Source organism: Roseburia intestinalis L1-82 (assembly GCF_900537995.1).
GTDB lineage: Bacteria > Bacillota > Clostridia > Lachnospirales > Lachnospiraceae > Roseburia > Roseburia intestinalis.
Map to the genome: position 1 here is coordinate 338,562 of NZ_LR027880.1, position 23,090 is coordinate 361,651.

Genomic DNA, 23,090 nt, shown 5'->3' on the forward strand with positions numbered 1-23,090 from the left:
TCATGGCACAGCGAATCAATAAAGACAATTTTGAAGAAAAAGTCCTGAAAAGTCCGCTGCCGGTTCTGGTAGATTTTTATTCGGACAGTTGTATTCCGTGCAAGCAGTTATCACCGGTGCTTGGGGATATCGAGGACGAACGCGAAGACACACTTTCTGTATATAAAGTAAATGTCAACTATGACATGGAGCTTGCTGAAAAATATGACGTCATGGGTGTACCGGCACTGCGGTTGTTTGTACAGGGCGAGGTCAAAGCAGAGAGAGCCGGTGCAGCAGGAAAAGCTGATATTGAGGCGTGGATCGATGAAAATTTAAAATAGCGGGCAGACAAAAAAAGGTTCCGCGGAAAAGAGGAGAAACATGCAGATCACAGTAGCAGGAAACAAAAAAGAAGTAAAAGATGACTTAAAGTTAACAGAACTGTTCGAGTTAGAGCAGGTGGAAACCCCGGAGTATGTGACCGTTTCCATCAATGAGGAATTCGTTCCATCCGAGCAGGTGGAATCAACGGTATTAAAAGATGGCGACAACGTAGAATTTTTATATTTCATGGGAGGAGGCAGCTATGGCGTTAACAGATGAGCAGATTGAGCGTTATTCAAGACATATCATATTAAAAGAAGTCGGCGCAAAGGGACAGAAAAAACTTTTAAATGCAAAAGTGCTGATCATCGGAGCCGGCGGACTTGGCGCACCTGCAGCAATGTATCTTGGTGCAGCAGGCGTGGGAACCATCGGTATCGTAGATGCAGATGAGGTCGATCTTTCCAATTTACAGCGTCAGATCATCCATGGCACAGCCGATATCGGAAAAGCAAAAGTAAAATCCGCAAAAGAGACGATCAATGCAATGAACCCAGATGTAACGGTAAAAACTTACCGCCAGTTTGTGACAAGCGAAAACATCATGGATCTGATTGCAGATTATGACTTTATCATTGACGGAACGGACAATTTCCCGGCAAAGTTTTTAATCAATGATGCCTGTGTCATGGCAAAAAAACCATTTTCCCATGCAGGAATCATCCGTTTTAAGGGACAGCTTATGACCTATGTTCCGGGAGAAGGACCATGCTACCGCTGTGTATTCAAAAACCCGCCACCAAAGGATGCAGTGCCGACCTGTAAACAGGCAGGTGTCATCGGTGCCATGGGCGGTGTGATCGGAAGTTTACAGGCAATGGAAGCAATCAAGTACATTCTCGGTGTAGGAAAACTTTTAACCGGTTATCTTTTAACCTACGATGCAATCAATCAGGAGTTCCACAAAGTTAAACTGCCGTCTAATACTGATGGCTGCGCAGTATGTGGAAAACATCCGACAATCACAGAACTGATCGACTACGAGCAGGTTGTCTGCACAGACGGTATTTAACTTAGGAGGCGCATATGCTGATTTTAAAACAGGAAGATTACAATAAAATCGTGGATCATGCAAAAAAAGGACTCCCGAACGAGGCATGCGGACTGCTTGGCGGCTATGTGGAAGGTGACAAACGTGTGGTGACAGACGTGTATCTGCTTCGCAACGTAGACGAGAGCAGGGAACATTTTTCCATGGATCCGGCAGAGCAGCTTGCGGCGATCAAAGATATCCGCCAGAAAAAAGGCGTACTTCTCGGCAATTTTCACTCGCACCCGGAATCGCCGTCACGCCCTTCACAGGAAGATATCCGCTTAGCGTATGATCCGAAGATGAATTACCTGATCCTCTCCCTGATGAACCCGGAGGAGCTGGTGCTCAATTCCTTCCATATCGAAAAAGGAGAGGTCACAAAAGAAGAGCTTGTGATCGAAGCGTAAAACTTTAAAAATAAAATCATAGACGAAAAAAAGTGTAAAAGGAGAAAAAAATTCTTTTACACTTTTTTGATTTCTTTTAATGGAAATTCCAGTTCTTTAAACAATAAAATCTGTTGCAGCCGTTCTTTTCAGGTCATATCCGAAGACCCATTAAAATATAGGTATCTTCACGGATCGGAGTGAATTTGTTTTTTATCCAGAAAGAATAGCTCTGTGGGTTTCCCTTGTCAACGCCAAGTTGGATTTCTTGATATCCATATGATTTCAGACAAGAGATCATGTCACTGATGATTTGCGAACCAACCCCTCTGTTCTGATAGCGAGTGTCTGTCATAAATAATCCTATGAAGGCAATTTCTTTATTAGGATAATCAAGGATTAAATCCATGAGTCCAACCAGTGAATCATTTTCGAAAAAACCGATATAGAATTTATCATCATAGTCTTTTCACGGTGGTAAGGCTGCCATATCATCTAAGATACTTTCCCTTGTGACAAAGGGCAGATGATATTGATAAAAGATATCGTTTTTGCAGCTCATATCATAGATGATATCTACATCATTTTCGTCGAGTTTTCGTACAGAGTATTTTTGTGATAACGAATTTATATTTATATTCATGTTCATAGATCCTCCATTATAATATTGTGGTTCAATAGTTTTATACAATATGATGACTGTCAAAGTGTATCTGACATCATAAGATATTGAAACATCGCAGATTGGGCATATAGCAAAGAAATTGTAGCTGTATACCCACAAGAACCCCTGATTTTCCCGTGTTTTGGGTATATAATGAAAGAAACTGATCTGCTATGCCCAATATCAGTGAAAAATCACTCAAAATCCCCATATTTTTGGGTATAAACAGCAGATTTTTTCTGTATATACCCAATCGACAAAAATCCATGATCGATTTTTACTCAAACAATGACCGCTGGACATATTTTTCCGGAAAATGATGCAGATAAGCAAAACATTCATCCGGCGAACAAAGGATGCCAGCCTTTTGGCATTGTTCCACGATCATTGGAATGAGCATTTTTTCATTCGGGCTTGGCAGGTTGTAGGCATTACCGTAAGTGCGGATATATTTTTCCTTCATCCCCGAAAAATCTTTATCGAGGGCATGGTAGAAATACTCCCTGTCGCCATCCCGGAGGGTTACGCCAATGCCCCAGAATATAATCCCCTTTACGCCGGCGTCCACGCAGGCATCCAGCAGATTTTTTATGTTATCAGCAGTGTCATTGATAAACGGCAGGATCGGTGTAAGCCACACCACAGTGGGAATACCGGCTTCTTTACATTTCATCAGGACGTCGATGCGCTCTTTGGTGGTGGAAACATCTGGTTCTATCTTTTTACATAAATCTTCATCGTAAGTGGTGAGTGTGATCTGCACGATGGCTTTTGCCTTTTCATTGATGGACGTTAACAGGTCAAAATCTCTTAAAATCCGGGCTGACTTTGTCTGTACCGCAACACCAAATTCGTACCGGTCGATCAGCTCTAAACACCGCCTGGTCAGCAAAAGGCGCTCCTCCACATGAAGATAAGGATCGCACATGGCACCGGTTCCGATCATACATTTCTGACGTTTGGATCGCAAAGCCTTTTCTAACAATTCCGGGGCATTTTCCTTTACCTCAATATCTTCAAATGCATGTGTAAAACCATAGCACCTGCTCCGGCTGTCGCAGTAAATGCATCCATGGGAACATCCCCGGTAAATATTTATTCCGTTATCCTTCGATAAAAGCCCCTTCGCCTGAACAAAATGCATGAGAAATCTCCTGTAGTTAAAATTAAAAATCCGATTAATCCAATTAAAACATAAGTAAACAAAAATCACAATCGTGATCAGCGCCAGATAAAAAATAATGAGGAAACTGCCCATACATACCCCCCTAATACCTAAGTACCATTTTGCAAAACTTTACTAAATTAACTTGACAAATATTTCCAACAGTCATATACTTTGAAAAGCTAATTATTTGACTATCAAACTATTTGAAAGGCAAATGATTACATGAATCAGAAAATAAGAACATAAAATCAGCCCACAATAAAAATAAGGGCAGGGCGCTGGAAAAATGATAAGGCATGCGCAGAAAAGGAGAAAAAATATGTTAGAGAAAATGATCCCGATTATTGCAGAGCAGTTAAATGTGAATGAGTCTGAAATCAAGGCAGAGTCTAATTTCAAAGATGATTTAGGAGCAGATTCCTTAGATTTATTTGAACTTGTCATGGCTCTTGAGGAAGAGTTTGGCGTGGAGATCCCATCTGAGGATTTACCTTCTATCGTAACTGTCAATGATGTTGTCGAGTACTTAAAAGGAAAAGGTGTGGCTTAAGTATGGAGACAAGGGTAAGTAAACTGCTGGGAACGAAATATCCGGTCATTCAGGGTGGTATGGCATGGGTTGCGGAATATCATCTTGCAGCGGCAGTTTCAAATGCCGGAGGTTTAGGTATCATTGGAGCGGCAAGTGCACCGCCTGAGGTGGTCAGAGAGCAGATCAGGGAGGCAAAGAAGCTGACTGACAAACCGTTTGGCGTGAACGTCATGCTGTTAAATCCAAATGCAGCCGAGGTTGCACAGATCGTCATTGAAGAGGGCGTTAAGGTTGTGACCACAGGTGCCGGAAATCCCGGAAAATTCATGGATGCATGGAAACAGGCAGGCGTTGTTGTGATTCCGGTCGTTGCGAGTGTTGCAATGGCAAGAATGATGGAGCGTGGCGGAGCGGACGCAGTGATTGCAGAAGGAATGGAATCAGGTGGACATATCGGTGCGCAGACGACGATGACACTTGTTCCACAGGTGGCAGATGCGGTACAGATACCGGTTATTGCCGCAGGCGGAATTGCGGATGGCAGAGGTATGGCGGCGGCATTTATGCTCGGCGCCGAAGGAGTACAGATGGGAACCAGATTTGTGGTTGCAAAAGAATCCATCGTGCATCCGAACTATAAAGAGCGTGTCATCAAGGCAAAAGACATTGACTCGGAAGTGACAGGCATGAGCACCGGACATCCGATCCGGGTTCTTCGCAACCAGATGAGCCGCGAATATTTAAAAATGGAAAAAGAGGGCGCTTCATTTGAAGAGTTAGAGCACCTTACACTTGGGTCCCTGCGCAAGGCAGTCATTGACGGTGACGTGGTCAACGGAAGCCTGATGGCAGGACAGAGCGCCGGCATGGTAAAAAAAGAAGAAAGCTGTAAAGAGATCATCGAGGACGTTGTGACACAGGCGGAGTCACTGCTTGGAAGATAGTGCAAAAATAAGCGCAAAAAACGGAGGTTAGTGTGAAAAATAAGATTTTTCACACGCAAGATTTGTGCTTACGCACAAACTTGAGATGCGCAAAAGACAGCGCAAGAATGGAGATTAACATGGGAAAGACGGTTTTTATGTTTCCTGGACAGGGAGCACAGTACATAGGAATGGCAAAGGATTTTTACGATGCCATCCCGGAATGCAGAGAAGTATTTGAGGAGGCATCCGAGGCGTCAGGACTTGATATCGCTGCGTTATGCTTTGAGGAGAACGACAAGATCAATATCACGGAGTATACACAGATCTGTATGCTGACCGCCGAGGCTGCGATCCTGCGTGCATTGGAGGTAAAAGGCTATAAAGCAGATGTGACTGCAGGCTTAAGCCTGGGAGAATATGGAGCATTGATTGCCTGCGGAGCACTGAGCAGAAAAGATGCATTTGCACTGGTGCGCAAAAGAGGGATCTACATGCAGGAGGCAGTGCCGGAGGGCGGAGCCATGGCAGCAGTCCTGGCACTGGATACCGCGCAGATTGAGGAAGCCTGTAAAAAAACAGAGGGCATTGTATCGATCGCAAACTATAACTGCCCGGGACAGATCGTCATTACCGGAGAAGAAAAAGCCGTAGCGGCAGCCGGAGAGCTCTGCAAAGAAGCCGGAGCAAAACGTGTTGTTCCGTTAAAGGTCAGCGGACCGTTCCACTCAGCAATGTTAAAGGGTGCCGGAGAAAAACTTGGCGAGGAATTAAAACATGTAACAGTCCATACACCGGCAATCCCGTATGTCGCAAACGTGACAGCAGACTATGTGACAAAAGAAGAGGATATCAAACCATTACTGGAAAAACAGGTGTCCTCATCTGTCCGCTGGCAGCAGACGATCGAGCGTCTGATCGCAGACGGAGCAGACAAATTTGTAGAGATCGGACCGGGGAAAACGCTGACAGGATTCATGCGCAAGATCAACCGTGATGTAGCTGCAGTCAATATTGATAAATATGAAGACTTTGAGAAATTTGTTGCTGAGAGCAAAAATAAATAAGATATGCCACATATTTGGATGTGAAAAAAGTTTGGCAGCTATCAGAAAAAAGGAGAAGTTATGTTAACTAATAAAACGGCACTGGTTACCGGTGCAAGCCGCGGCATCGGAGCTGCGATCGCAAAAAGTCTTGCAAAAGAAGGTGCATTTGTCATCATCAATTACAACGGTTCTAAAGAGCGTGCCGATGCTGTTGCGGCAAAAATCACAGCGGATGGCGGCAAAGCGGCAGTTTACGGCTGCAATGTATCTGATTATGGTGCCTGTGAAAAAATGGCAAAAGACATCATGGAGACATACGGTCATCTGGATATTCTGGTCAATAATGCCGGTATCACGCGGGATGATCTTTTGATGAAAATGAGCGAGGAAGCATTTGACGCGGTCATTGCGACAAACCTCAAGGGAACTTTTAACACGATCCGTCATTTTTCACGCTATCTGTTAAAGCAGCGTTCCGGAACGATCATCAATCTATCATCCGTATCCGGTATTCTTGGAAATGCAGGACAGGCAAATTACAGTGCGAGCAAGGCGGGCGTGATCGGACTGACCAAAAGTGTGGCGAGAGAACTTTCTTCCCGTGGGATTACCTGCAATGCGGTTGCGCCGGGATTCATTGATACGGAAATGACAGCGCAGATGACAGACAAGGCAAAGGAAGCAGTGAAAACGCAGATCCCGCTCGGCAGAGTCGGAAAAGTGGATGATATTGCGGAGGTAGTGACATTTTTAGCCTCGGAGAAAGCATCCTACATCACAGGACAGGTAATTTCCGTGGACGGCGGTATGAGCATATAAGCAGTAAAAACATTTTGACCGCATGGTATTGTGTCGGATCAAAAAGGAAAAGCCTGAATTTGGGGCTTGAAAATGGAAAGGAAAAGTTATGAGCAGACGAGTAGTGGTAACAGGAATGGGCGCGATCACTCCGATCGGACTTAGTGTAGAGGAGTTCTGGCAGTCCGTAAAAGAAGGAAAAATCGGTTTCGGGGAGATCACAAAATTTGATACGGAAGGATACAAATGCCATCTTGCAGCGGAAGTCAAAGATTTCGATGCAAAACAGTATATGGATGCGAAAGCGGCAAGACGTATGGAATTATTCTGCCAGTATGCAGTGGCAGCGGCAAAAGAGGCAATCACGGATGCAGCGCTTGACATGGAAAAAGAAGATCCTTACCGTGTCGGTGTATCTGTCGGAAACGGAATCGGAAGTCTTGGGGGAATTGAGCGTGAGCATAAAAGACTGTTGGAAAAAGGACCGTCCAAAGTAAATCCGCTGTTCGTACCGCTTGTCATTTCCAATATGGCAGCCGGAAATGTCTCGATCGCATTCGGTTTAAAAGGAAAGAGCATCAACGTGGTAACGGCATGCGCAACCGGAACAAACAGTATCGGTGAGGCATTCCGCAGCATCCAGTACGGAGAGGCAGATGTGATGGTTGCCGGTGGAACGGAAGGTGCGATCTGCCCGCTTGGAATCGCCGGATTCACTTCACTGACGGCACTTTCCTCCGAGAGTGACCCGACAAAATGTTCCATTCCATTTGATAAAAACCGCAGCGGTTTTGTGATGGGAGAAGGTGCAGCGATCGTTGTGTTAGAGGAATTAGAGCATGCAAAAGCGCGTGGGGCAAAAATTTATGCGGAGGTAGCCGGATACGGAACTTCATCTGATGCATATCACATTACCTCCCCTGCTGAGGATGGTGCCGGTGCAGCCCGCGCCATGACGAATGCGGTGGAAGATGCAGGCATCCGTCCGGAAGAAATCACCTACATCAATGCACATGGAACATCCACGCATCACAACGACCTGTTTGAGACGCGTGCGATCAAACTCGCTTTTGGCAATCACGCATATGATATGAAAGTCAATTCCACAAAATCTATGGTTGGACATCTGCTCGGTGCTGCCGGTGCCATTGAATTTGTAACCTGTGTCAAAGAAATTCAGGACAGTTTTGTACATGCGACCGTTGGTTACACGACACCGGATGAAGAACTGGATCTTGATTACTGTAAAGAGGCGGTACAGATGGATGTGCCGTATGCACTGAGCAACTCACTTGGTTTCGGCGGACACAATGCAAGTATCCTGCTGAAAAAATACAGTGAATAATTGGGAGGAAATGCCTCTGCTCACCAGTGGGCAAATTTTATTTTGGAAAACAGGGAGGCAATTATGTCCGTTTTAACAACGAAACAGATCATGGAGATCATTCCGCATCGTCAGCCGTTTTTGCTGATCGACACGGTGGAAGAATTAGAATCCGGCATGCGTGCCGTTGCAAAAAAATGTGTCAGCTACAATGAGCCATTCTTTGGCGGACATTTTCCAAATGAGCCGGTCATGTCGGGCGTACTGATCATTGAAGCACTGGCACAGACCGGAGCGGTTGCAATTCTCTCGGTGGAAGAAAACCGCGGAAAAACTGCATATTTTGCGGGAATTAATTCTGCAAAATTCAAACGGAAAGTAGTGCCGGGAGATGTGTTGATATTGGAAACAGAGATCATAAAGCAAAAAGGCCCGATCGGTGTCGGCCGTGCCACAGCGAAGGTGGGGGATGACATTGCATGTATCGCGGAGCTGACATTTGCGATCAGTTGAAGTTAAGAGAGTCTGGAACAGCGCAGGTTTGATAAATAACTGTAAACAGGCAAAAAGGGGAAAGTATGGCAGCATTTTTTTTGAAGAAGAAAAAAGAAGTAACAGAGACGGTAGAAGAACCACAGAAAACGGTAGAGGCAGCAAAAAAAGAGGCAGAGACAGTTAATACAGAGCCGCCGGCAACGATCGTCTGTCCGGCTTGTGGCAGAGAGATCAATAAGAAAACCGCGGAAAAAAATAAATATGTCTGTTATGAGTGCGGCAATTATTTCCGCGTCCGTACCAAAAACAGGATCCGCATGGTTGCGGATAAGGATACCTTTGAGCCGTGGTTTGAAGAATTGGAGTCAAAAAATCCGCTTGATTTTCCTGGATATCCGGAGAAGATCAAAGCCGCACAGGAAAAGACAGGACTGCATGAGGCAGTCACAGTCGGAAAATGCAGGATCTATGGACTTGAGACGGTGATCGGCGTGTGTGATGCCCGGTTTATGATGAGCAGTATGGGGCATGTTGTGGGAGAAAAAATCGCACTTGCGGTAGAGCGTGCGACAGAACTTTCTCTTCCGGTTATTTTATTCTGTTGTTCCGGTGGTGCAAGAATGCAGGAGGGAATCGTTTCCCTGATGCAGATGGCAAAGACAGCAGCTGCTTTAAAGAAACATTCCGAGGCAGGACTTTTATATGTGCCGGTGTTAACCGATCCTACGACCGGAGGTGTGACGGCAAGTTTTGCAATGTTAGGAGATATTATCCTTGCAGAGCCGGGGGCACTGATCGGATTTGCAGGGCCGCGTGTCATCGAGCAGACGATCGGAGAGAAACTGCCGGAGGGATTCCAGAGGGCACAGTTCCAGTTAGAGCATGGTTTTGTGGATGCGATCGTGGAGCGTAAAGATTTAAAAATGACACTTTACCGCATCTTAAAAATGCATCAGAAAACAGAAGGATATGCAAACTTTGATCCATTGCGCAGTGATGACTGTTACGAGCCGACAGAGGTCATGAAAGAGCGCGCCACAAAGGCACAGCCTCTTTCCGCATGGGAAAAAGTGCGTGCGGCAAGACGTGCAGACCGGCTTGCATCGGTGGATTATATCGACAATATTTTTGACGACTTCATGGAATTTCACGGAGACAGACAGTTCGCAGATGACCCGGCAATCGTGGGCGGTGTTGCCTACCTTGACGGCCAGCCGGTCACTGTGATCGGTATTCATAAAGGAAAAGATTTAAAAGACTGCATGCGTCACAATTACGGAATGCCGTCACCGGAAGGTTACAGAAAAGCACTGCGTCTGATGAAACAGGCAGAAAAATTCAACCGTCCGATCATCACATTTGTGAACACATCCGGTGCATTCTGCGGAAAAGAAGCGGAAGAACGCGGACAGGGTGAAGCAATCGCAAGAAATCTCTATGAGATGTCAGCCATCAAAGTTCCGATCCTCTGTCTGATGATCGGAGAAGGCGGAAGCGGCGGTGCGCTTGCACTGTCGGTCGGCAATGAAGTCTGGATGCTTGAAAATGCAACGTATTCGGTACTTTCGCCGGAAGGATTTGCATCGATCCTCTGGAAAGATGGAAAACGTGCAAAAGAAGCCAGCGAGGTCATGAAGATCACGGCGCATGATCTGTATGCGTTAAATATTGTGGAGCAGGTAATCCCGGAGTATGGCACGGCAGACGAAAAAGCATGTGAGTCAATCTCAAGATATATGAAAGGCCATATGAAAGAATTTTTAGAGCGTCAGAATGGCAAGACAGGAGAGCAGCTTGCCGAGGAGCGCTATGCGAGATTCCGTGCGTTCTGATAAAAAGGTTACTGGATTATTTTACAGAGGGCAGATGGAAATAAAATAAACTCTGGAATGAGGAAAAAGTATGAAAATCAAAATCAAGGGAACCGGAAGTGCGGTTCCAAAACTTCGGGTGACAAACGATGATTTAAGTAAACTGATGGACACCTCTGACGAGTGGATCAGAAGCCGTACCGGAATCGGTGCAAGACATCTTGCGGTGGAGGAGACGACGACAGGGCTTGCTGTCGCAGCAGCAAAGGAAGCGTTAAAAGATGCGGAAATGACTGCGGAAGAACTTGATCTTATCATTGCAGCAACGGTTACGGCGGATAAGTTTCTGCCGAACTTATCCTGTGAAGTGCAGAGTGCGCTTGGAGCAAAAAATGCAGTTGCATTTGATTTAAACGCTGCCTGCTCCGGATTTTTGTTTGCGTTAAATACGGTTCAGATGTATCTGGAAAATGGTGTATACAAAAAGGCACTGGTCATTGGAGCGGAAACTCTTTCAAAGATCATGGACTGGAATGACAGAAGCACCTGTGTATTGTTTGGGGACGGTGCAGGGGCGGCGGTCGTTGAGGTGGATTCCGAAACAAATTGTAAAGCAAAGCAGCCGGGTGCAGCAAACAAAAGCGGCATTCTAAGCATGGTACAGGGTTCCGACGGTGCGCGGGGGGAAGTCCTCCGCTGTGATAACCGTCCGGTCAATAATCCGTTTGCGGTCAACGATACGAAACTTTCCTATGTGTCGATGAATGGTCAGGAAGTATATAAATTTGCAGTCAAAACGGTGCCAAAGGTGATAGAAGAGGCAGTGAAAAAAGCGGGACTTGAAGTGGAGGATATTGATCTGTTCGTACTTCATCAGGCAAATCTGCGCATTATTGAGTCTGTTGCAAAAAGACTGCATCAGCCGATGGAAAAGTTTCCTACCAATCTGGAAGAGTGCGGTAATATTTCCGCGGCGAGTGTGCCGATTTTGCTTGATAATATCAATAAACATGGTATGATATGTGAAGGTAAAAAAATAGTTTTGGCAGGATTTGGAGCCGGGCTGACATGGGGCGCGACGGTTTTGGTATGGTAAAGGCAGCAGCAAACAGACTGGCTGCAGTTTACATATATGTGAAAGGCAATCTGTACTGCCATGAATAGGAGTATATTTGAATGACGGCAGATGAAACATTAAATGAATTATTGGTAAAATTGTTTAAAGACATTATGGAGATCGAGGGGAAATCGCTGCTCACGGATGAATTTAAGGATCTTACCTATAATGATTTTCATGTAATAGAAGCGATTGGAATGTCAGAGCCAAAGAGCATGAGCACGGTGGCAAAGCTGATGAACGTTACGACCGGAACGCTGACAAAGGCGATGGACGGTCTGACCGATAAGGGATATGTTGTCAGGGAGCGCAGCAAGCAGGATAAGCGTGTTGTCTGGGTATGCCTGACCGAAAAAGGAAAGGCAGCTTATCTGCATCATGAAGAGTTTCATCACCGTATGATCGACCACATTAAGGAAGAACTTAACGCACAGGAGACAACGGTACTGATCTATTCACTGGCAAAACTGGTGGATTTTTTCCAGCAGGTATACGGGGAGAATGAAGAATCGTAGAGGGTTTGGACAAAGTTATGGATATTATATAGATATTTATGGATGTTTTTCGGAAACGGGAGGCATCCTTTTTCTTTATAGAAGAATGCCAGGGCAGATAGTGCTTTTCAATTTTCTGATAACACAGTCATGATATATTTTCTCAAATAAATGTTGTAATTACAACATACAATCTGACCGAAATAAATTAATATGATACCAGAGACAAGGACATCAGTGTGAAAAATAAGATTTTTCACACGCAGGATTTGTGCTTGCGCACAAACTTAAGATGCGCAAAAGCAGCGCAAGAATGGAGGTTTTCATGAAACAGTTAGAATTAAACAACAGAAAAGTGGCAGTGATCGGATGCGGATTTGTAGGAGCGACATCAGCGTTTGGACTGATGCAGAGCGGATTGTTTTCCGAGATGGTTTTGATTGATGCAAATACAGAGAAAGCGGAAGGGGAGGCAATGGATATTTCCCACGGAATCCCGTTTGCAAGACCGATGAAGATATATGCGGGTGGTTATGATGATATTATGGATGCAGCAATCATCGTTGTGACAGCCGGTGCAAACCAGAAACCGGGAGAGACGAGGCTGGATCTGGTTCAGAAAAACGTCGGCATTTTTAAGAGCATCATCCCGGAGATCGCAAAGAGAGATTATCAGGGAATCCTGCTTATCGTATCAAACCCGGTCGACATTCTTACATACACCGCACACAAGCTGAGCGGAATGCCGGAAAACCGCGTGATCGGTTCAGGTACGGTGCTTGACACGGCACGCTTAAAATATGAGCTGGGAGAGCATCTTGGTGTGGACAGCCGGAGCGTGCATGCATTTATCATCGGGGAGCATGGTGACAGTGAGATCGCTGCATGGAGCAGTGCAAATGTATCCGGAATCCCGCTAAATACATTCTGCGAGATGCGAGGACATTTCAATCATGATGACTCAATGGAACGCATTGCTGCAAATGTGCGCAACAGTGCCTATGAGATCATTGCAAAGAAAAATGCAACTTATTATGGAATTGCGATGTCTGTAAAGAGGATCTGCGAGGCAATCGTGCGCGATGAAAAATCGATCCTTCCGGTTTCCGGTATGATCCATGGAATGTATGGTGTGGAGGATGTTGTCTTAAGTATGCCGGCGATCGTTGGAAAAAACGGAATTGAGAGACAGGTTCCGATTTCTTTAGATGAGGATGAGCAGAAACAGCTCCGGAAATCAGCGCAGATCTTAAAAGAGATGGCAGAGCAGGTTTTGTAATTTTTGAACTCCCTTTTTACAAAAGTGTGTCTGATGCATATTAACTCATAATTATACGAAACACCACACTTTTATTCATTTTCTATTCATTTCTTACTAATGGGTATTCATTTTTACTCTAGGTTGTCGTGCAATTTATTAGAATGGAATTTTTGAAAGAGCCAGCACCTTGAATGGGCTGACTCTTTCAATGTCACCTGTAATTAACAAACTGGAATTTCTCACTTCTTCATTTTAGGTGCAATAAGCAACACTACTGTCACAAGAAAATATACACCATACATCAACCATGTAATAGTATTGTTCCATGGAAAACTCATTTCTGGATGATTCAATGCAAACATTATAAATACAATGGCTATAATCAGCATGATCAAACCGATAATCCTTGATATACTCTTTTTCATGTAAATCACCTTCTCGTCAAATTATAGTTATCTACGTATTCCATCATCATTAAAATGTTTTTTTAAAGCTTTCTCTGTCGGATAAATTGATACAATCATAATAAAGCATTGAATTGTCACAAGAATCAACCCTGCAAATCCAATCGTATTCTTATCACTATGATATAACGGAATATGTATCAAAGCAGATGGTATAATCATTATCCATCCAATTTTCCACCAAAGTCTTCCGCAGTAGTCATTCGCAAATTTCCATGTATCCATATTTTTCATTGAGCGAGTTGTTCTGTAGCCTGACATACTATTCATATGTTTTGGACAATGTTTCCACATCATTCTTCCACAAATGACCATAGCAATAGGAATTATCAGATCACATATTAACATAAACCACCAAAACCACATAAACCGCACCTCTCTTCACGCATCAATTTGTATAACAGTAGTCTAACACATGTTGATAAAAAGTACTATATACAAACTAATGTCCGTGATTTGCTTTCCATAAAAAGTTCCTTTCAAAAATAAATTATATTTTCTAGAGAGATGAGCAAAACGAATTGATTTAAAAGTTGGATTTGGCAGTTAGCTTTTGTAAAACCGAAAGAATGGGAATTTTTGCATGGATCGTGTTTGGCGTTTTTATTATGCTGTATCGGTTAAATCTGAAAGATGTATGTTCCATGCAAAAACGTATGGAACAGGGGAAACACCGGTTGACTTTCCGGGAGGAAATCGGACAGCTCCTTGATAAGAAATTTTACATACTTGTGCTGGCACTGCCGGTACTGGGGGTATGTGTATTTAACATTTTACCGATTGTATTTATGATCCTGATCGCATTTACAAATTATGGCGGGGATATTGTACCACCTCAACAGCATTGAATTATTTTGCCGGACTTGGTCTGGCATTATTACTGGATAAAGACTGTGTAAAAGGAAAAGCATTCTGGAGGGCCGGTTAATCCAGCTTATTGCAGCCTGTGGGAAAAGTGCCATTGGATTTCTGGATTTGGATGCGAAATGGAGTGCAAGGCTGATCGGACTTTTTGTGAATTGCTGGATCAGCGTTCCATCCATCATGTTACTTGCAACTGGAAATCTTTCTAACAGGGATGTTTCTTTATATGAAGCTGCAAAGATCGACGGGGCAGGCAGATGGAAACAGTTCGAAAAACTGACAATGCCTTTTATGCTGTTTTCCACGATGCCGGTTTTACTTGGACAGTTTATCGGAAATTTCAATAACTTTGGTATTTTTTATTTCCTGAGAGGAGGACACATTTCAATGAGTAAAAAGTGGAAATTCGGCAGAATGATGGATACAGGCATAACATATCTGATTCTCACCGCCGTAGCATTTGTGTTTTTTTCCCGTGTCTCTGGCTGATCCTGGCATCGTTTTCAAAATCGGGAACCATTTATTCATTTAACGGTTTTTTCCCAAAAGAATATAGTTTTGCAAGTTTTCAGAAGCTTTTTACTGATACGACACTTTATAACTATCCGAGATGGTTTTTTAATACACTTTTTGTGGCAGCGGGAAGCTGTATATTAGGGACATTTCTTGTGATTTTAACTGCATATACAATGTCAAGATTTACATTTGCAGCCAGAAAACCAATGATGAAAATCACGATGGTACTTGGAATGTTTCCATCTTTTATGGGAATGATCGCAGTTTATCTTCTGATGACGCAGTTTAACCTGATCAATCATTTGTGGGGCTTAATCTTGATTTATGCTGCAGGTGCACCGATGGGGTATCTGACACAGAAGGGTTTTTTTGATACGATCCCAAAAGCAATTGATGAGGCGGCAAGGATCGACGGTGCAACAAATTTTCAGGTGTTTACAAGGATTAATCTGCCATTATCAAAACCGATCATTGTATATACGGCGTTGCCATCTTTTACATGGCCGTGGAGCGATTTTATTTTACCGAAACTTCTGCTGAAAGAAAAGGATCTTTACACCGTTGCAGTTGGACTGATGAGCTTAGATGAAACGGAGTTTGCAAGATTCGCAGCCGGAAGTGTTTTTATTGCAGTTCCAATCGTTATCCTATATTTCTTTCTTGTAAAAAATATGGTGAACGGCATGGCGCAGGGAGCGGTAAAAGGTTAGATACGGTTTACAATCAGTTATTGTTGAATCCGTTTTTTCATGTTAAAATGGGCGCAGGCATTGCAATGACATTTCCTTAGCAGTTTAAGGGATGACAAGACTTTTCGGAAGAAAGTGCCTGTGACAGGATGTTTACGAAAGAAGACGGAGGAACGGTATGAGTAAGGGAATCGCGGGAAAAAATAACTGGGCATTGTTTTTACTATTGCTGGCAGGGATCGTACTTGGAGGTTTTATCGGAAGCCTTGCAGCGGGAGTGCCATTTTTAAGCTGGCTGAATTATGGGCAGACATTTGGATTTGCAAATCCAATCGTGCTGGATCTTGGAATCCTGGTCATTACATTCGGACTCAGTATCAAGATTACGATCGCAAGCATTATTGGTGTATTAATCGCAATTATTATTTATCGGTTTTTATAAAAAATAAAAGTTTAAAATGCAGGTGCAGATGGGGCGCCTGCATTTTTTAATGCCAGATGATTGTTCATCAAAACGGACTGTGTTATAGTAATAAAAAATATCACAAGGGGGGAATTCGGGTGAAAAAATTATTATTAAAGAATGCAGTGATGCTGGCAGTCGTTATATTCTGCATTGGTTCCGTCAACTGTTATGCAGCCACCAGTACGGGGATCAATGTCAATTATCACAGCCAGAAGGAAATTAAGGATTACCTGAAAAGTAAAAAGGTAAATATTGACGCAGAGACGACCTACAGTAAGAAGGCATCGGATGTAAAGCCGTATCAGGCGGGTACGATCAGTGAGAGCAGTCAGAAATCAGCATTAAATACCATGAATGCGATCCGTTATATTGCAGGAATTGACGCAGTGGGGCTTGATTCTTCTTATACCAAAATGGAACAGGCGGCAGCTTTGGTTAACTCAGCAAATGGAACCTTATCACATTTTCCATCAAAACCGGCAGGAATGGACGACCGCCTTTATCAACTGGGGGCGTCCGGTGCATCCAGTGGCAATCTTTCTTATGCAAGCTGGAAATGCGGACTCGGGTATCATCTGGTAAAAGCATGGATGAATGATGGTGATGATTACAATATAGACCGCGTCGGACACAGAAGATGGATTTTAAATCCGCCGATGGAAAAAACAGGATTTGGCTGGGTATATGGATCACATGGAACTTATGCGGCGATGTATGCATTTGACAACTGGTATGAACCGACGGATTATTATGGTGTGGCATGGCCGGCCCAGAATATGCCGGTAGAGTTTTTTGGCAGCAGTTATCCATGGAGCATCAGCATGGGGAAAGATGTGGACAAATCTGCTGTAAAAGTGACTCTCATAAGGCAGTCGGATCAGAAAAAATGGGCTTTTTCAGAAAAGAAAGCCGATGGCTATTTTAACGTGGAAAACAGTAATTATGGACAGAAAGGATGCATTATTTTCCGTCCGGAAAATCTGAGTTATCAGCCGGGAGATACATTTGAAGTAAAAATTACAGGACTTGACCAGAAAGTATCTTATACAGTGAAATTCTTTTCTGTAAACAGTTCAGCGGAGTCAGATGAAAAGCAGAAAGAATCGAAGATCACGGCGAAAAACATCACAAAAACCTTCAGCACCACAACATTTTCCATCAATGCGAAAACGAATGGAAAAGGGAAGATGACGTATAAGGTTGCGGACGAAAAAATCGCCGCTGTAAGTAAAAAAGGTGTAGTTACACTTAAAAATTACGGAGAGACAAAAATTAAGATCCGTGTAGCTGCAAGTGGTAATTATAAGGCGGCTGAAAAGACGATCACGTTGACGGTAAAGCCGGTAAAAGCAAAAACGGGTTCGCTGAAATCGACTGCAAAGGGCAGTTTTGCGTTAAAGTGGAAACAGGATAAGAAGGCGACCGGCTATATCATACAATATTCTACCGATAAACGTTTTGAGAAGAATGTGAAAAGCACAACAGTTTCAAGTAACAGGACGACATCGAAGAAGATTGGAAAGCTGAAAGCCGGTAAAAAATATTATGTCAGAATCTGTTCCTATAAAAAATCCTGTGGAAAGAATATAAAAGGCGCTTACAGTGACGTAAAAACCGTAATAACAAAAAAATAGACAAGAAAACGATACTTAGATGATATAAAATTTTTTGTGGAAAATGAATAATTGAACCTGAAATCCTGCAAAAAATGGCTTGTTACACTGTGAAACTTTAATAATTTAGTGAAATAAAGAAAAAAATATTGCACATGGATTCATTTTATAATAAAATAAGTGTGTCAAAACGAAACCAGCGGGAGAACCGTTAGGAGCATGCAGTGTAAAGCACATTGTATGGAGTATATACTAAATTAAGTAAGGAGAGATTGTAAAATGGGATACGTTGATGAAGTACTCGAAGTAGTAAAGAAAAAAAATGCAGATCAGCCTGAATTTTTACAGGCAGTAACAGAGGTTCTTGATTCCTTAAGACCTGTTATTGATGCAAATGAAGAGTTATACAGAAAGAATGCAATCTTAGAGAGAATTACAGAGCCGGATCGTCAGATCATGTTCCGCGTTCCATGGGTAGACGACAATGGACAGGTACAGGTAAACAGAGGATTCCGTGTACAGTTTAACAATGCGATCGGACCGTACAAGGGCGGCTTAAGACTTCATCCGTCTGTAAACCTTGGTATCATCAAATTCTTAGGATTTGAGCAGATTTTCAAAAACTCACTTACGACACTTCCAATCGGTGGTGGTAAAGGTGGTTCTGATTTCGATCCTAAGGGCAAATCAGACAGAGAGATCATGGCATTCTGCCAGAGCTTTATGACAGAGCTGTCAAAATACATCGGAGCAGATGTTGACGTACCTGCCGGAGATATCGGAACAGGTGCAAGAGAGATCGGTTTCATGTTCGGTCAGTATAAGAGAATCCGTGGTTCCTTCGAGGGAGTTCTTACAGGAAAAGGACTTACTTATGGTGGATCTCTTGCCCGTACACAGGCTACCGGATATGGTCTGTTATACCTGACAAACGCATTATGGAAAGATCACGGCATGAGTCTTGAAGGCAAGACAGCCGCAGTTTCCGGATCTGGTAACGTAGCTATCTACGCAATCGAGAAAGCACAGCAGTTAGGCGTTAAAGTTGTAACATGTTCTGATTCTACAGGCTGGATCTATGATCCGGAAGGAATCGATGTTGCATTATTAAAAGAAGTAAAAGAAGTAAAACGTGCACGTCTGACAGAGTACGCAGCTGCAAAATCATCTGCAGAGTATCATGCAAAACAGAATGGTGAGCACGGTGTATGGCAGTACAAAGTAGATTTAGCTCTTCCATGTGCTACACAGAACGAGTTAGACCTTGAGGATGCTAAGATGTTAGTTGCAAACGGTGTTACTTCCGTAACAGAGGGTGCTAACATGCCTACAACACTGGAAGCTACCAAATACTTGCAGGAGAACGGTGTATTATTCGTAGGTGGTAAAGCTGCCAATGCCGGTGGTGTTGCTACATCTGCACTTGAGATGAGCCAGAACTCCGAGAGACTTTCCTGGACATTCGAAGAAGTTGATGGAAAACTCAAAGGAATCATGGAGACGATCTATGCTAACATTTCTGACGCTGCAAAGAGATACAATGCAACTGTTGGTGGACAGACTGACTATGTTGCCGGTGCAAATATTGCCGGATTTGAGAAGGTTGTAGATGCAATGTTAGCTCAGGGTGTATGCTAATCGAGAATTTCTAAGATAATATAAGATATTGAGAAGTCCTGGAAATGTTGAATTTCTGGGGCTTTTCTTTATGTACTGAAATGACAAAAGAATTGTCAGAATATTCATAAATAGAAGATAATTTACGTTGTTTTGAGGTCGTTATATACACGTGATACACAAGTGATATACAGGTGGTATACACTCGTTTTTACTGATTTTGAATGCTTTTGGAAGCATTTCATCCTTTGCTTTTCAAGATGATTTAGGCTGAACATAAGTGTGACGTTAAATAAAAGAAATATCATAAGTGTATCCAGCAATCAGTCTTGATTTATTGTTTTATATCTTGTTCACTTCTGTAAGAAGTTCTTCTAAAGTCTTATGGGTGTACGTTCCCTTGCAGTAATTATTGCGGCTGTATGTTGGGGACTTCCTGTATTGATAAGGATGTTTTTCGGGGGAATCATTTGGCTTATAGTAGATTCTATGCCGATTTTTCTTGTCATGACGGGAATTGTAAATGACATATATGAGATATGGTATATTGTACTGGGAATAAATATTTGTTTTGCCATAGGGTGTTTGGTAAAAGGATTGGTATCTTATAAGACAAAACAATTTGCATAAAAATAATTGGCTTGTACAGGATGTGAAATGGGGTGATCATTTGGGAAGATTTTAATTCTATCATTTGAGGATGGAGAAGAGCATATTTTCAATCGTCTTTTGTCATATGCTAATGAAGAAATAGAAGTTCTGAAACATGATGACTTCTGTAAAGAAAAACTTCATTTTGAAGGACTTTGTATTGACAAGTTTAAGCGGATTGTGGTTCGTGACGGAAATGAGATTGAACTTACATATACAGAATTTGAAATTTTATTGTTGTTGGCTCAAAATGCTGGAATAGTATTCAGCAAAGAGCAGATATATAATAGCGTTTGGAAAGAGCCATATTTCGGTGATTACAACATTGTTATGAGCCATATTCGCAATATACGGGAAAAGATAGAGGATAATCCAAGCAAGCCAATCTACATACAGACGGTTTGGGGTGTTGGATATAAATTAAATGAAAAGCTAAAATGTGCAGGTATAGCAGAGAGTTTGTAATATCTGTTTTTAGTAGTGTTGCTAATGTGGAATGCATTGATAAGAATAGAACTTTATGCGGATTTTAAATCTCCATTACGTAAAAAAGTTCACTTTACGGTCATTTTACGGATAAGGGTATAATATTAAAATAGAAAGCTGTAAAATTCCACGTTGAATTTTACAGCTTTCTTGCGTATAATATATATGTAAATGAAGAAGCTATATCAAGGAAAGGAAGTTGATTTTGTGCCGAATATATTACCTGTATCAGATTTAAGAAATTATAATGAAGTGTTGAAAAATTGTCAGGTTGGAGAACCCGTGTTTTTGACGAAAAATGGCAGAGGCAAGTTTGTGGTTATGGATATTGAGGACTATGAGCGTGAAAAGGCGGAGAAAAAGCTGTTGATGAAGCTACAGGAAGCAGAAGAAGCCGTTAAGGATGAAAGTGCCTGGATGAGTTTGGATGAACTGAAGAAATCTGTCGGGGTATAGCCTATGATGAAATTGCGGATTAACCCTATTGTGGCAGAGGACTTGAAGAACATTAAAGAGTATATTGAGGAAGACAATGAAGAAATGGCAGTAAAGACCATTCAGGAGATATATGCTCGAATTGAGAATATACAGCAATTTCCGTATATGAGAGCTGATCTTGCTAAGAGGGTCAGCTTCCGGACGGATTATAAATATGTGATTTGCGGGAATTATGTTGTGCTGGATAAGATTGGAAAAGAGTATGTGGGGGTTTACCGGGTTGTGAATCGGTATCAGGATATTACGAAGATATTTTAGATAAGAGTTAAAATGATAAAGGGAACAGCTTATGCAAGTTACGTATATAGGGTTAAGTGAATATTTTCAAAGATGTATTCCGAAAGCAAAAAGAAAAGGATATTTCTTGATTATATCCTTAATTGCAAGGTATTCTGATGCACAAGATCTTTATGAAAAATTAGAAAAAGATTGGGCATCGTTGAATGATTTAACAGGTGATAAGATTTTATTCGTATTTTCAACACCTAAAGCTAGAAAAAGAGCATCTTTTTTTCATATACCAGGGAAAGAACCCTATGAAGGAGTAATGTGTCCATTTATCGAGTTGTTGAATGGAAGGGGTGTAGAGGATAATAACGGTTCATTTGAATTTCAATATGGTGGCTATAATAAAATTGATTGGAAACAAAGACATTCACAGACAATTACAGAATTTGCTATGAATTATAATATATTGGAGAAAGAAATTCCGTGTTTGTTTTTGTATGACTTAATTGGAAATAGATATAAGGTAATACCTGTAGGACAAAGTACGGATATTTATGTGATGATAAAGGCTATGGTTGAGGAGATAGCGGAATATAGAAAAAAGTGTGTAAATATTGAAGGGCAATTAGAAAAGTATAGAAAAATTGAGGAATATTATTGTTTATATGAGAAGCTGGAAAACGAGGCAGAGAAGGAAAATTCAAAACAATGTGTAGCTATTCGAAAGGTACTTCGGGAGGTGCAATCGTATAAGGAAGTTAAAGATGACATTTTCGACTCTAGAATAAAAAAGGATTTGAAGAGGATTGGACAATGGAAAAGACAATATTTTAGTTCCTTTGAAAAGGATGATGCTAATAAAAAGCATTATCTGGAGTTGAAAAAGAAAGAACAGAACATTGAAAATGAATTTAATTCAATATGGGATAATTTAGAAAATGTAATAAAGGAAAGGGGAAGAGAAAGAAGAGAGAATAGTAAAGTAACAATATTACATGATTTATTGTCAGCATGTGTCAAATTGCAGTCAAATTCTACATATTTTGCAATATCAGAAAATCAAAGAAATGACTTTGTAAGAGATTTACTAAAAATGGCGAAGTATGATGTGATAGATCAAACCAGAAGAGGAATATCGTCTACTGAAAAATGTGCTGGAGAAGTTGATATTTTAATTGAAGAAGATGGTTCGCCTGTAACTATAATCGAAGCATTAAATTTGGATAGTCTTAATACCCATTACTTGGATAGGCATATAGACAAAATCTACAGATACGATACTGTTGGAAATATGTTTAACATAATATTGTCATATGTTAGTGTATCCAATTTTAGTAAGTTTTGTGAGAAATATTTCAAGCACATAAAAGAACATCAGTATCTTTATCCGTTACTTTCAGCTGATGATAGTTTTAGGGTTGAGAATTTTCCATACTCAGATATCCGAGTAATGAAAACTGTACATAATAGAAATGGTTGTGATACTGTTTTGTATCATGTCTGCGTGTTGATTAGACAATAAAGAGTGGGATGAGAGATTGAACTAAGGTTACTGTTCAGAGGTAAACTTGTAACAA

General features: G+C 42.0%; 28 protein-coding genes and 1 pseudogene. 24 read left to right on the plus strand and 5 right to left on the minus strand.

The genetic code is table 11. From position 1 onward, the window contains the following. Positions 1-2: 2 nt before the first annotated feature. The 4 genes from RIL182_RS01660 to RIL182_RS01675 are packed head-to-tail and all read left to right on the plus strand — an operon-like array spanning position 3 to position 1,806. Positions 3-323 carry a thioredoxin family protein gene (locus tag RIL182_RS01660; protein WP_006855310.1) on the plus strand — a complete coding sequence of 107 codons (321 nt, stop codon included), beginning with the start codon at positions 3-5 and terminating at the stop codon, positions 321-323. 40 nt (positions 324-363) lie between these two features. Beyond that, positions 364-585, plus strand: a complete 222-nt coding sequence (gene thiS, locus RIL182_RS01665; RefSeq protein WP_006855309.1) for a sulfur carrier protein ThiS — start codon at positions 364-366, stop codon at positions 583-585. Beyond that, positions 569-1,378: a HesA/MoeB/ThiF family protein gene (locus tag RIL182_RS01670; protein WP_006855308.1), complete on the plus strand. Its 810-nt coding sequence runs from the start codon at positions 569-571 to the stop codon at positions 1,376-1,378. Before thiS ends, RIL182_RS01670 begins: the two co-directional genes overlap by 17 nt. A 14-nt stretch (positions 1,379-1,392) precedes the next feature. Next, positions 1,393-1,806 (plus strand): M67 family metallopeptidase, encoded by a 414-nt coding sequence (locus RIL182_RS01675; protein WP_006855307.1) that lies wholly within the window; start codon positions 1,393-1,395, stop codon positions 1,804-1,806. A gap of 133 nt (positions 1,807-1,939) precedes the next feature. On the opposite strand, the pseudogene RIL182_RS21535 reads toward RIL182_RS01675, so the two are convergent. The 3 genes and pseudogenes from RIL182_RS21535 to RIL182_RS01685 all read right to left on the minus strand — a co-directional run. After that, positions 1,940-2,233, minus strand: a pseudogene (locus tag RIL182_RS21535) (GNAT family N-acetyltransferase); the annotation flags it as partial. A 21-nt stretch (positions 2,234-2,254) separates the two neighbouring features. Further along, positions 2,255-2,428 (minus strand): hypothetical protein, encoded by a 174-nt coding sequence (locus tag RIL182_RS21540; RefSeq protein WP_006855305.1) that lies wholly within the window; start codon positions 2,426-2,428, stop codon positions 2,255-2,257. Positions 2,429-2,726: 298 nt separating this feature from the next. Continuing rightward, entirely contained in the window at positions 2,727-3,593 is an 867-nt protein-coding gene (locus RIL182_RS01685) for an SPL family radical SAM protein (protein ID WP_044998472.1), read from the minus strand. Positions 3,594-3,936: 343 nt separating this feature from the next. On the opposite strand from RIL182_RS01685, the gene acpP reads away from it, so the two are divergent. The 10 genes from acpP to RIL182_RS01740 all read left to right on the plus strand — a co-directional run bounded on the left by acpP (position 3,937) and on the right by RIL182_RS01740 (position 13,439). Next, positions 3,937-4,167, plus strand: a complete 231-nt coding sequence (gene acpP / locus RIL182_RS01690) for an acyl carrier protein (protein WP_015559405.1) — start codon at positions 3,937-3,939, stop codon at positions 4,165-4,167. A gap of 2 nt (positions 4,168-4,169) precedes the next feature. After that, positions 4,170-5,093 carry an enoyl-[acyl-carrier-protein] reductase FabK gene (fabK, locus tag RIL182_RS01695; RefSeq protein ID WP_006855302.1) on the plus strand — a complete coding sequence of 308 codons (924 nt, stop codon included), beginning with the start codon at positions 4,170-4,172 and terminating at the stop codon, positions 5,091-5,093. A 119-nt stretch (positions 5,094-5,212) separates the two neighbouring features. Then, a complete protein-coding gene (gene fabD, locus RIL182_RS01700) occupies positions 5,213-6,139 on the plus strand; it encodes an ACP S-malonyltransferase (protein WP_044998445.1) in 927 nt (308 codons plus the stop codon). Between the two features lie 60 nt (positions 6,140-6,199). Then, positions 6,200-6,940: a 3-oxoacyl-[acyl-carrier-protein] reductase gene (fabG, locus tag RIL182_RS01705; protein WP_006855300.1), complete on the plus strand. Its 741-nt coding sequence runs from the start codon at positions 6,200-6,202 to the stop codon at positions 6,938-6,940. 88 nt (positions 6,941-7,028) lie between these two features. After that, complete coding sequence (gene fabF / locus RIL182_RS01710; protein ID WP_044998444.1) at positions 7,029-8,264, plus strand: beta-ketoacyl-ACP synthase II; 1,236 nt, start codon at positions 7,029-7,031, stop codon at positions 8,262-8,264. Positions 8,265-8,327: 63 nt separating this feature from the next. Beyond that, complete coding sequence (gene fabZ, locus RIL182_RS01715; RefSeq protein WP_044998471.1) at positions 8,328-8,756, plus strand: 3-hydroxyacyl-ACP dehydratase FabZ; 429 nt, start codon at positions 8,328-8,330, stop codon at positions 8,754-8,756. A 65-nt stretch (positions 8,757-8,821) separates the two neighbouring features. Then, on the plus strand, positions 8,822-10,570 hold the full coding sequence (locus RIL182_RS01720) for an acetyl-CoA carboxylase carboxyl transferase subunit (protein ID WP_006855297.1): 1,749 nt from the start codon (positions 8,822-8,824) through the stop codon (positions 10,568-10,570). Between the two features lie 70 nt (positions 10,571-10,640). Beyond that, on the plus strand, positions 10,641-11,645 hold the full coding sequence (locus RIL182_RS01725; protein WP_006855296.1) for a beta-ketoacyl-ACP synthase III: 1,005 nt from the start codon (positions 10,641-10,643) through the stop codon (positions 11,643-11,645). An 80-nt stretch (positions 11,646-11,725) separates the two neighbouring features. Continuing rightward, on the plus strand, positions 11,726-12,181 hold the full coding sequence (locus RIL182_RS01730) for a MarR family winged helix-turn-helix transcriptional regulator (protein WP_006855295.1): 456 nt from the start codon (positions 11,726-11,728) through the stop codon (positions 12,179-12,181). 304 nt (positions 12,182-12,485) lie between these two features. Beyond that, on the plus strand, positions 12,486-13,439 hold the full coding sequence (locus tag RIL182_RS01740) for an L-lactate dehydrogenase (RefSeq protein ID WP_044998470.1): 954 nt from the start codon (positions 12,486-12,488) through the stop codon (positions 13,437-13,439). 221 nt (positions 13,440-13,660) lie between these two features. On the opposite strand, the gene RIL182_RS01745 is transcribed toward RIL182_RS01740, so the two are convergent. Further along, complete coding sequence (locus RIL182_RS01745) at positions 13,661-13,846, minus strand: hypothetical protein (RefSeq protein ID WP_006855291.1); 186 nt, start codon at positions 13,844-13,846, stop codon at positions 13,661-13,663. A 27-nt stretch (positions 13,847-13,873) separates the two neighbouring features. Continuing rightward, positions 13,874-14,251, minus strand: coding sequence for an SdpI family protein (locus tag RIL182_RS01750; protein ID WP_006855290.1), 378 nt, complete (start codon positions 14,249-14,251; stop codon positions 13,874-13,876). Positions 14,252-14,454: 203 nt separating this feature from the next. Here RIL182_RS01750 and RIL182_RS21545 point away from each other — a divergent pair, with 203 nt between their 5' ends. From RIL182_RS21545 to RIL182_RS01810, 10 genes are all read left to right on the plus strand, one after another. Continuing rightward, a complete protein-coding gene (locus RIL182_RS21545; protein ID WP_006855289.1) occupies positions 14,455-14,733 on the plus strand; it encodes a hypothetical protein in 279 nt (92 codons plus the stop codon). A gap of 127 nt (positions 14,734-14,860) precedes the next feature. After that, a complete protein-coding gene (locus RIL182_RS21550; RefSeq protein WP_134522994.1) occupies positions 14,861-15,238 on the plus strand; it encodes an ABC transporter permease subunit in 378 nt (125 codons plus the stop codon). A 200-nt stretch (positions 15,239-15,438) separates the two neighbouring features. After that, positions 15,439-15,975, plus strand: a complete 537-nt coding sequence (locus tag RIL182_RS01765; RefSeq protein WP_006855287.1) for a sugar ABC transporter permease — start codon at positions 15,439-15,441, stop codon at positions 15,973-15,975. A gap of 157 nt (positions 15,976-16,132) precedes the next feature. Then, positions 16,133-16,396, plus strand: a complete 264-nt coding sequence (locus tag RIL182_RS01770; RefSeq protein WP_006855286.1) for a DUF4321 domain-containing protein — start codon at positions 16,133-16,135, stop codon at positions 16,394-16,396. A gap of 119 nt (positions 16,397-16,515) precedes the next feature. Beyond that, positions 16,516-18,054 (plus strand): fibronectin type III domain-containing protein, encoded by a 1,539-nt coding sequence (locus RIL182_RS01775; RefSeq protein ID WP_242655438.1) that lies wholly within the window; start codon positions 16,516-16,518, stop codon positions 18,052-18,054. Between the two features lie 258 nt (positions 18,055-18,312). Beyond that, positions 18,313-19,671, plus strand: a complete 1,359-nt coding sequence (gene gdhA, locus RIL182_RS01780; protein ID WP_006855284.1) for an NADP-specific glutamate dehydrogenase — start codon at positions 18,313-18,315, stop codon at positions 19,669-19,671. Between the two features lie 708 nt (positions 19,672-20,379). Continuing rightward, positions 20,380-20,766 (plus strand): winged helix-turn-helix domain-containing protein, encoded by a 387-nt coding sequence (locus tag RIL182_RS01795; RefSeq protein ID WP_006855282.1) that lies wholly within the window; start codon positions 20,380-20,382, stop codon positions 20,764-20,766. Between the two features lie 228 nt (positions 20,767-20,994). Continuing rightward, positions 20,995-21,243: a type II toxin-antitoxin system prevent-host-death family antitoxin gene (locus RIL182_RS01800; protein ID WP_044998442.1), complete on the plus strand. Its 249-nt coding sequence runs from the start codon at positions 20,995-20,997 to the stop codon at positions 21,241-21,243. Between the two features lie 3 nt (positions 21,244-21,246). Continuing rightward, positions 21,247-21,543 (plus strand): type II toxin-antitoxin system RelE/ParE family toxin, encoded by a 297-nt coding sequence (locus RIL182_RS01805; protein ID WP_006855280.1) that lies wholly within the window; start codon positions 21,247-21,249, stop codon positions 21,541-21,543. A 31-nt stretch (positions 21,544-21,574) separates the two neighbouring features. Beyond that, positions 21,575-23,035: a hypothetical protein gene (locus tag RIL182_RS01810; protein ID WP_006855279.1), complete on the plus strand. Its 1,461-nt coding sequence runs from the start codon at positions 21,575-21,577 to the stop codon at positions 23,033-23,035. Positions 23,036-23,090: the final 55 nt, after the last annotated feature.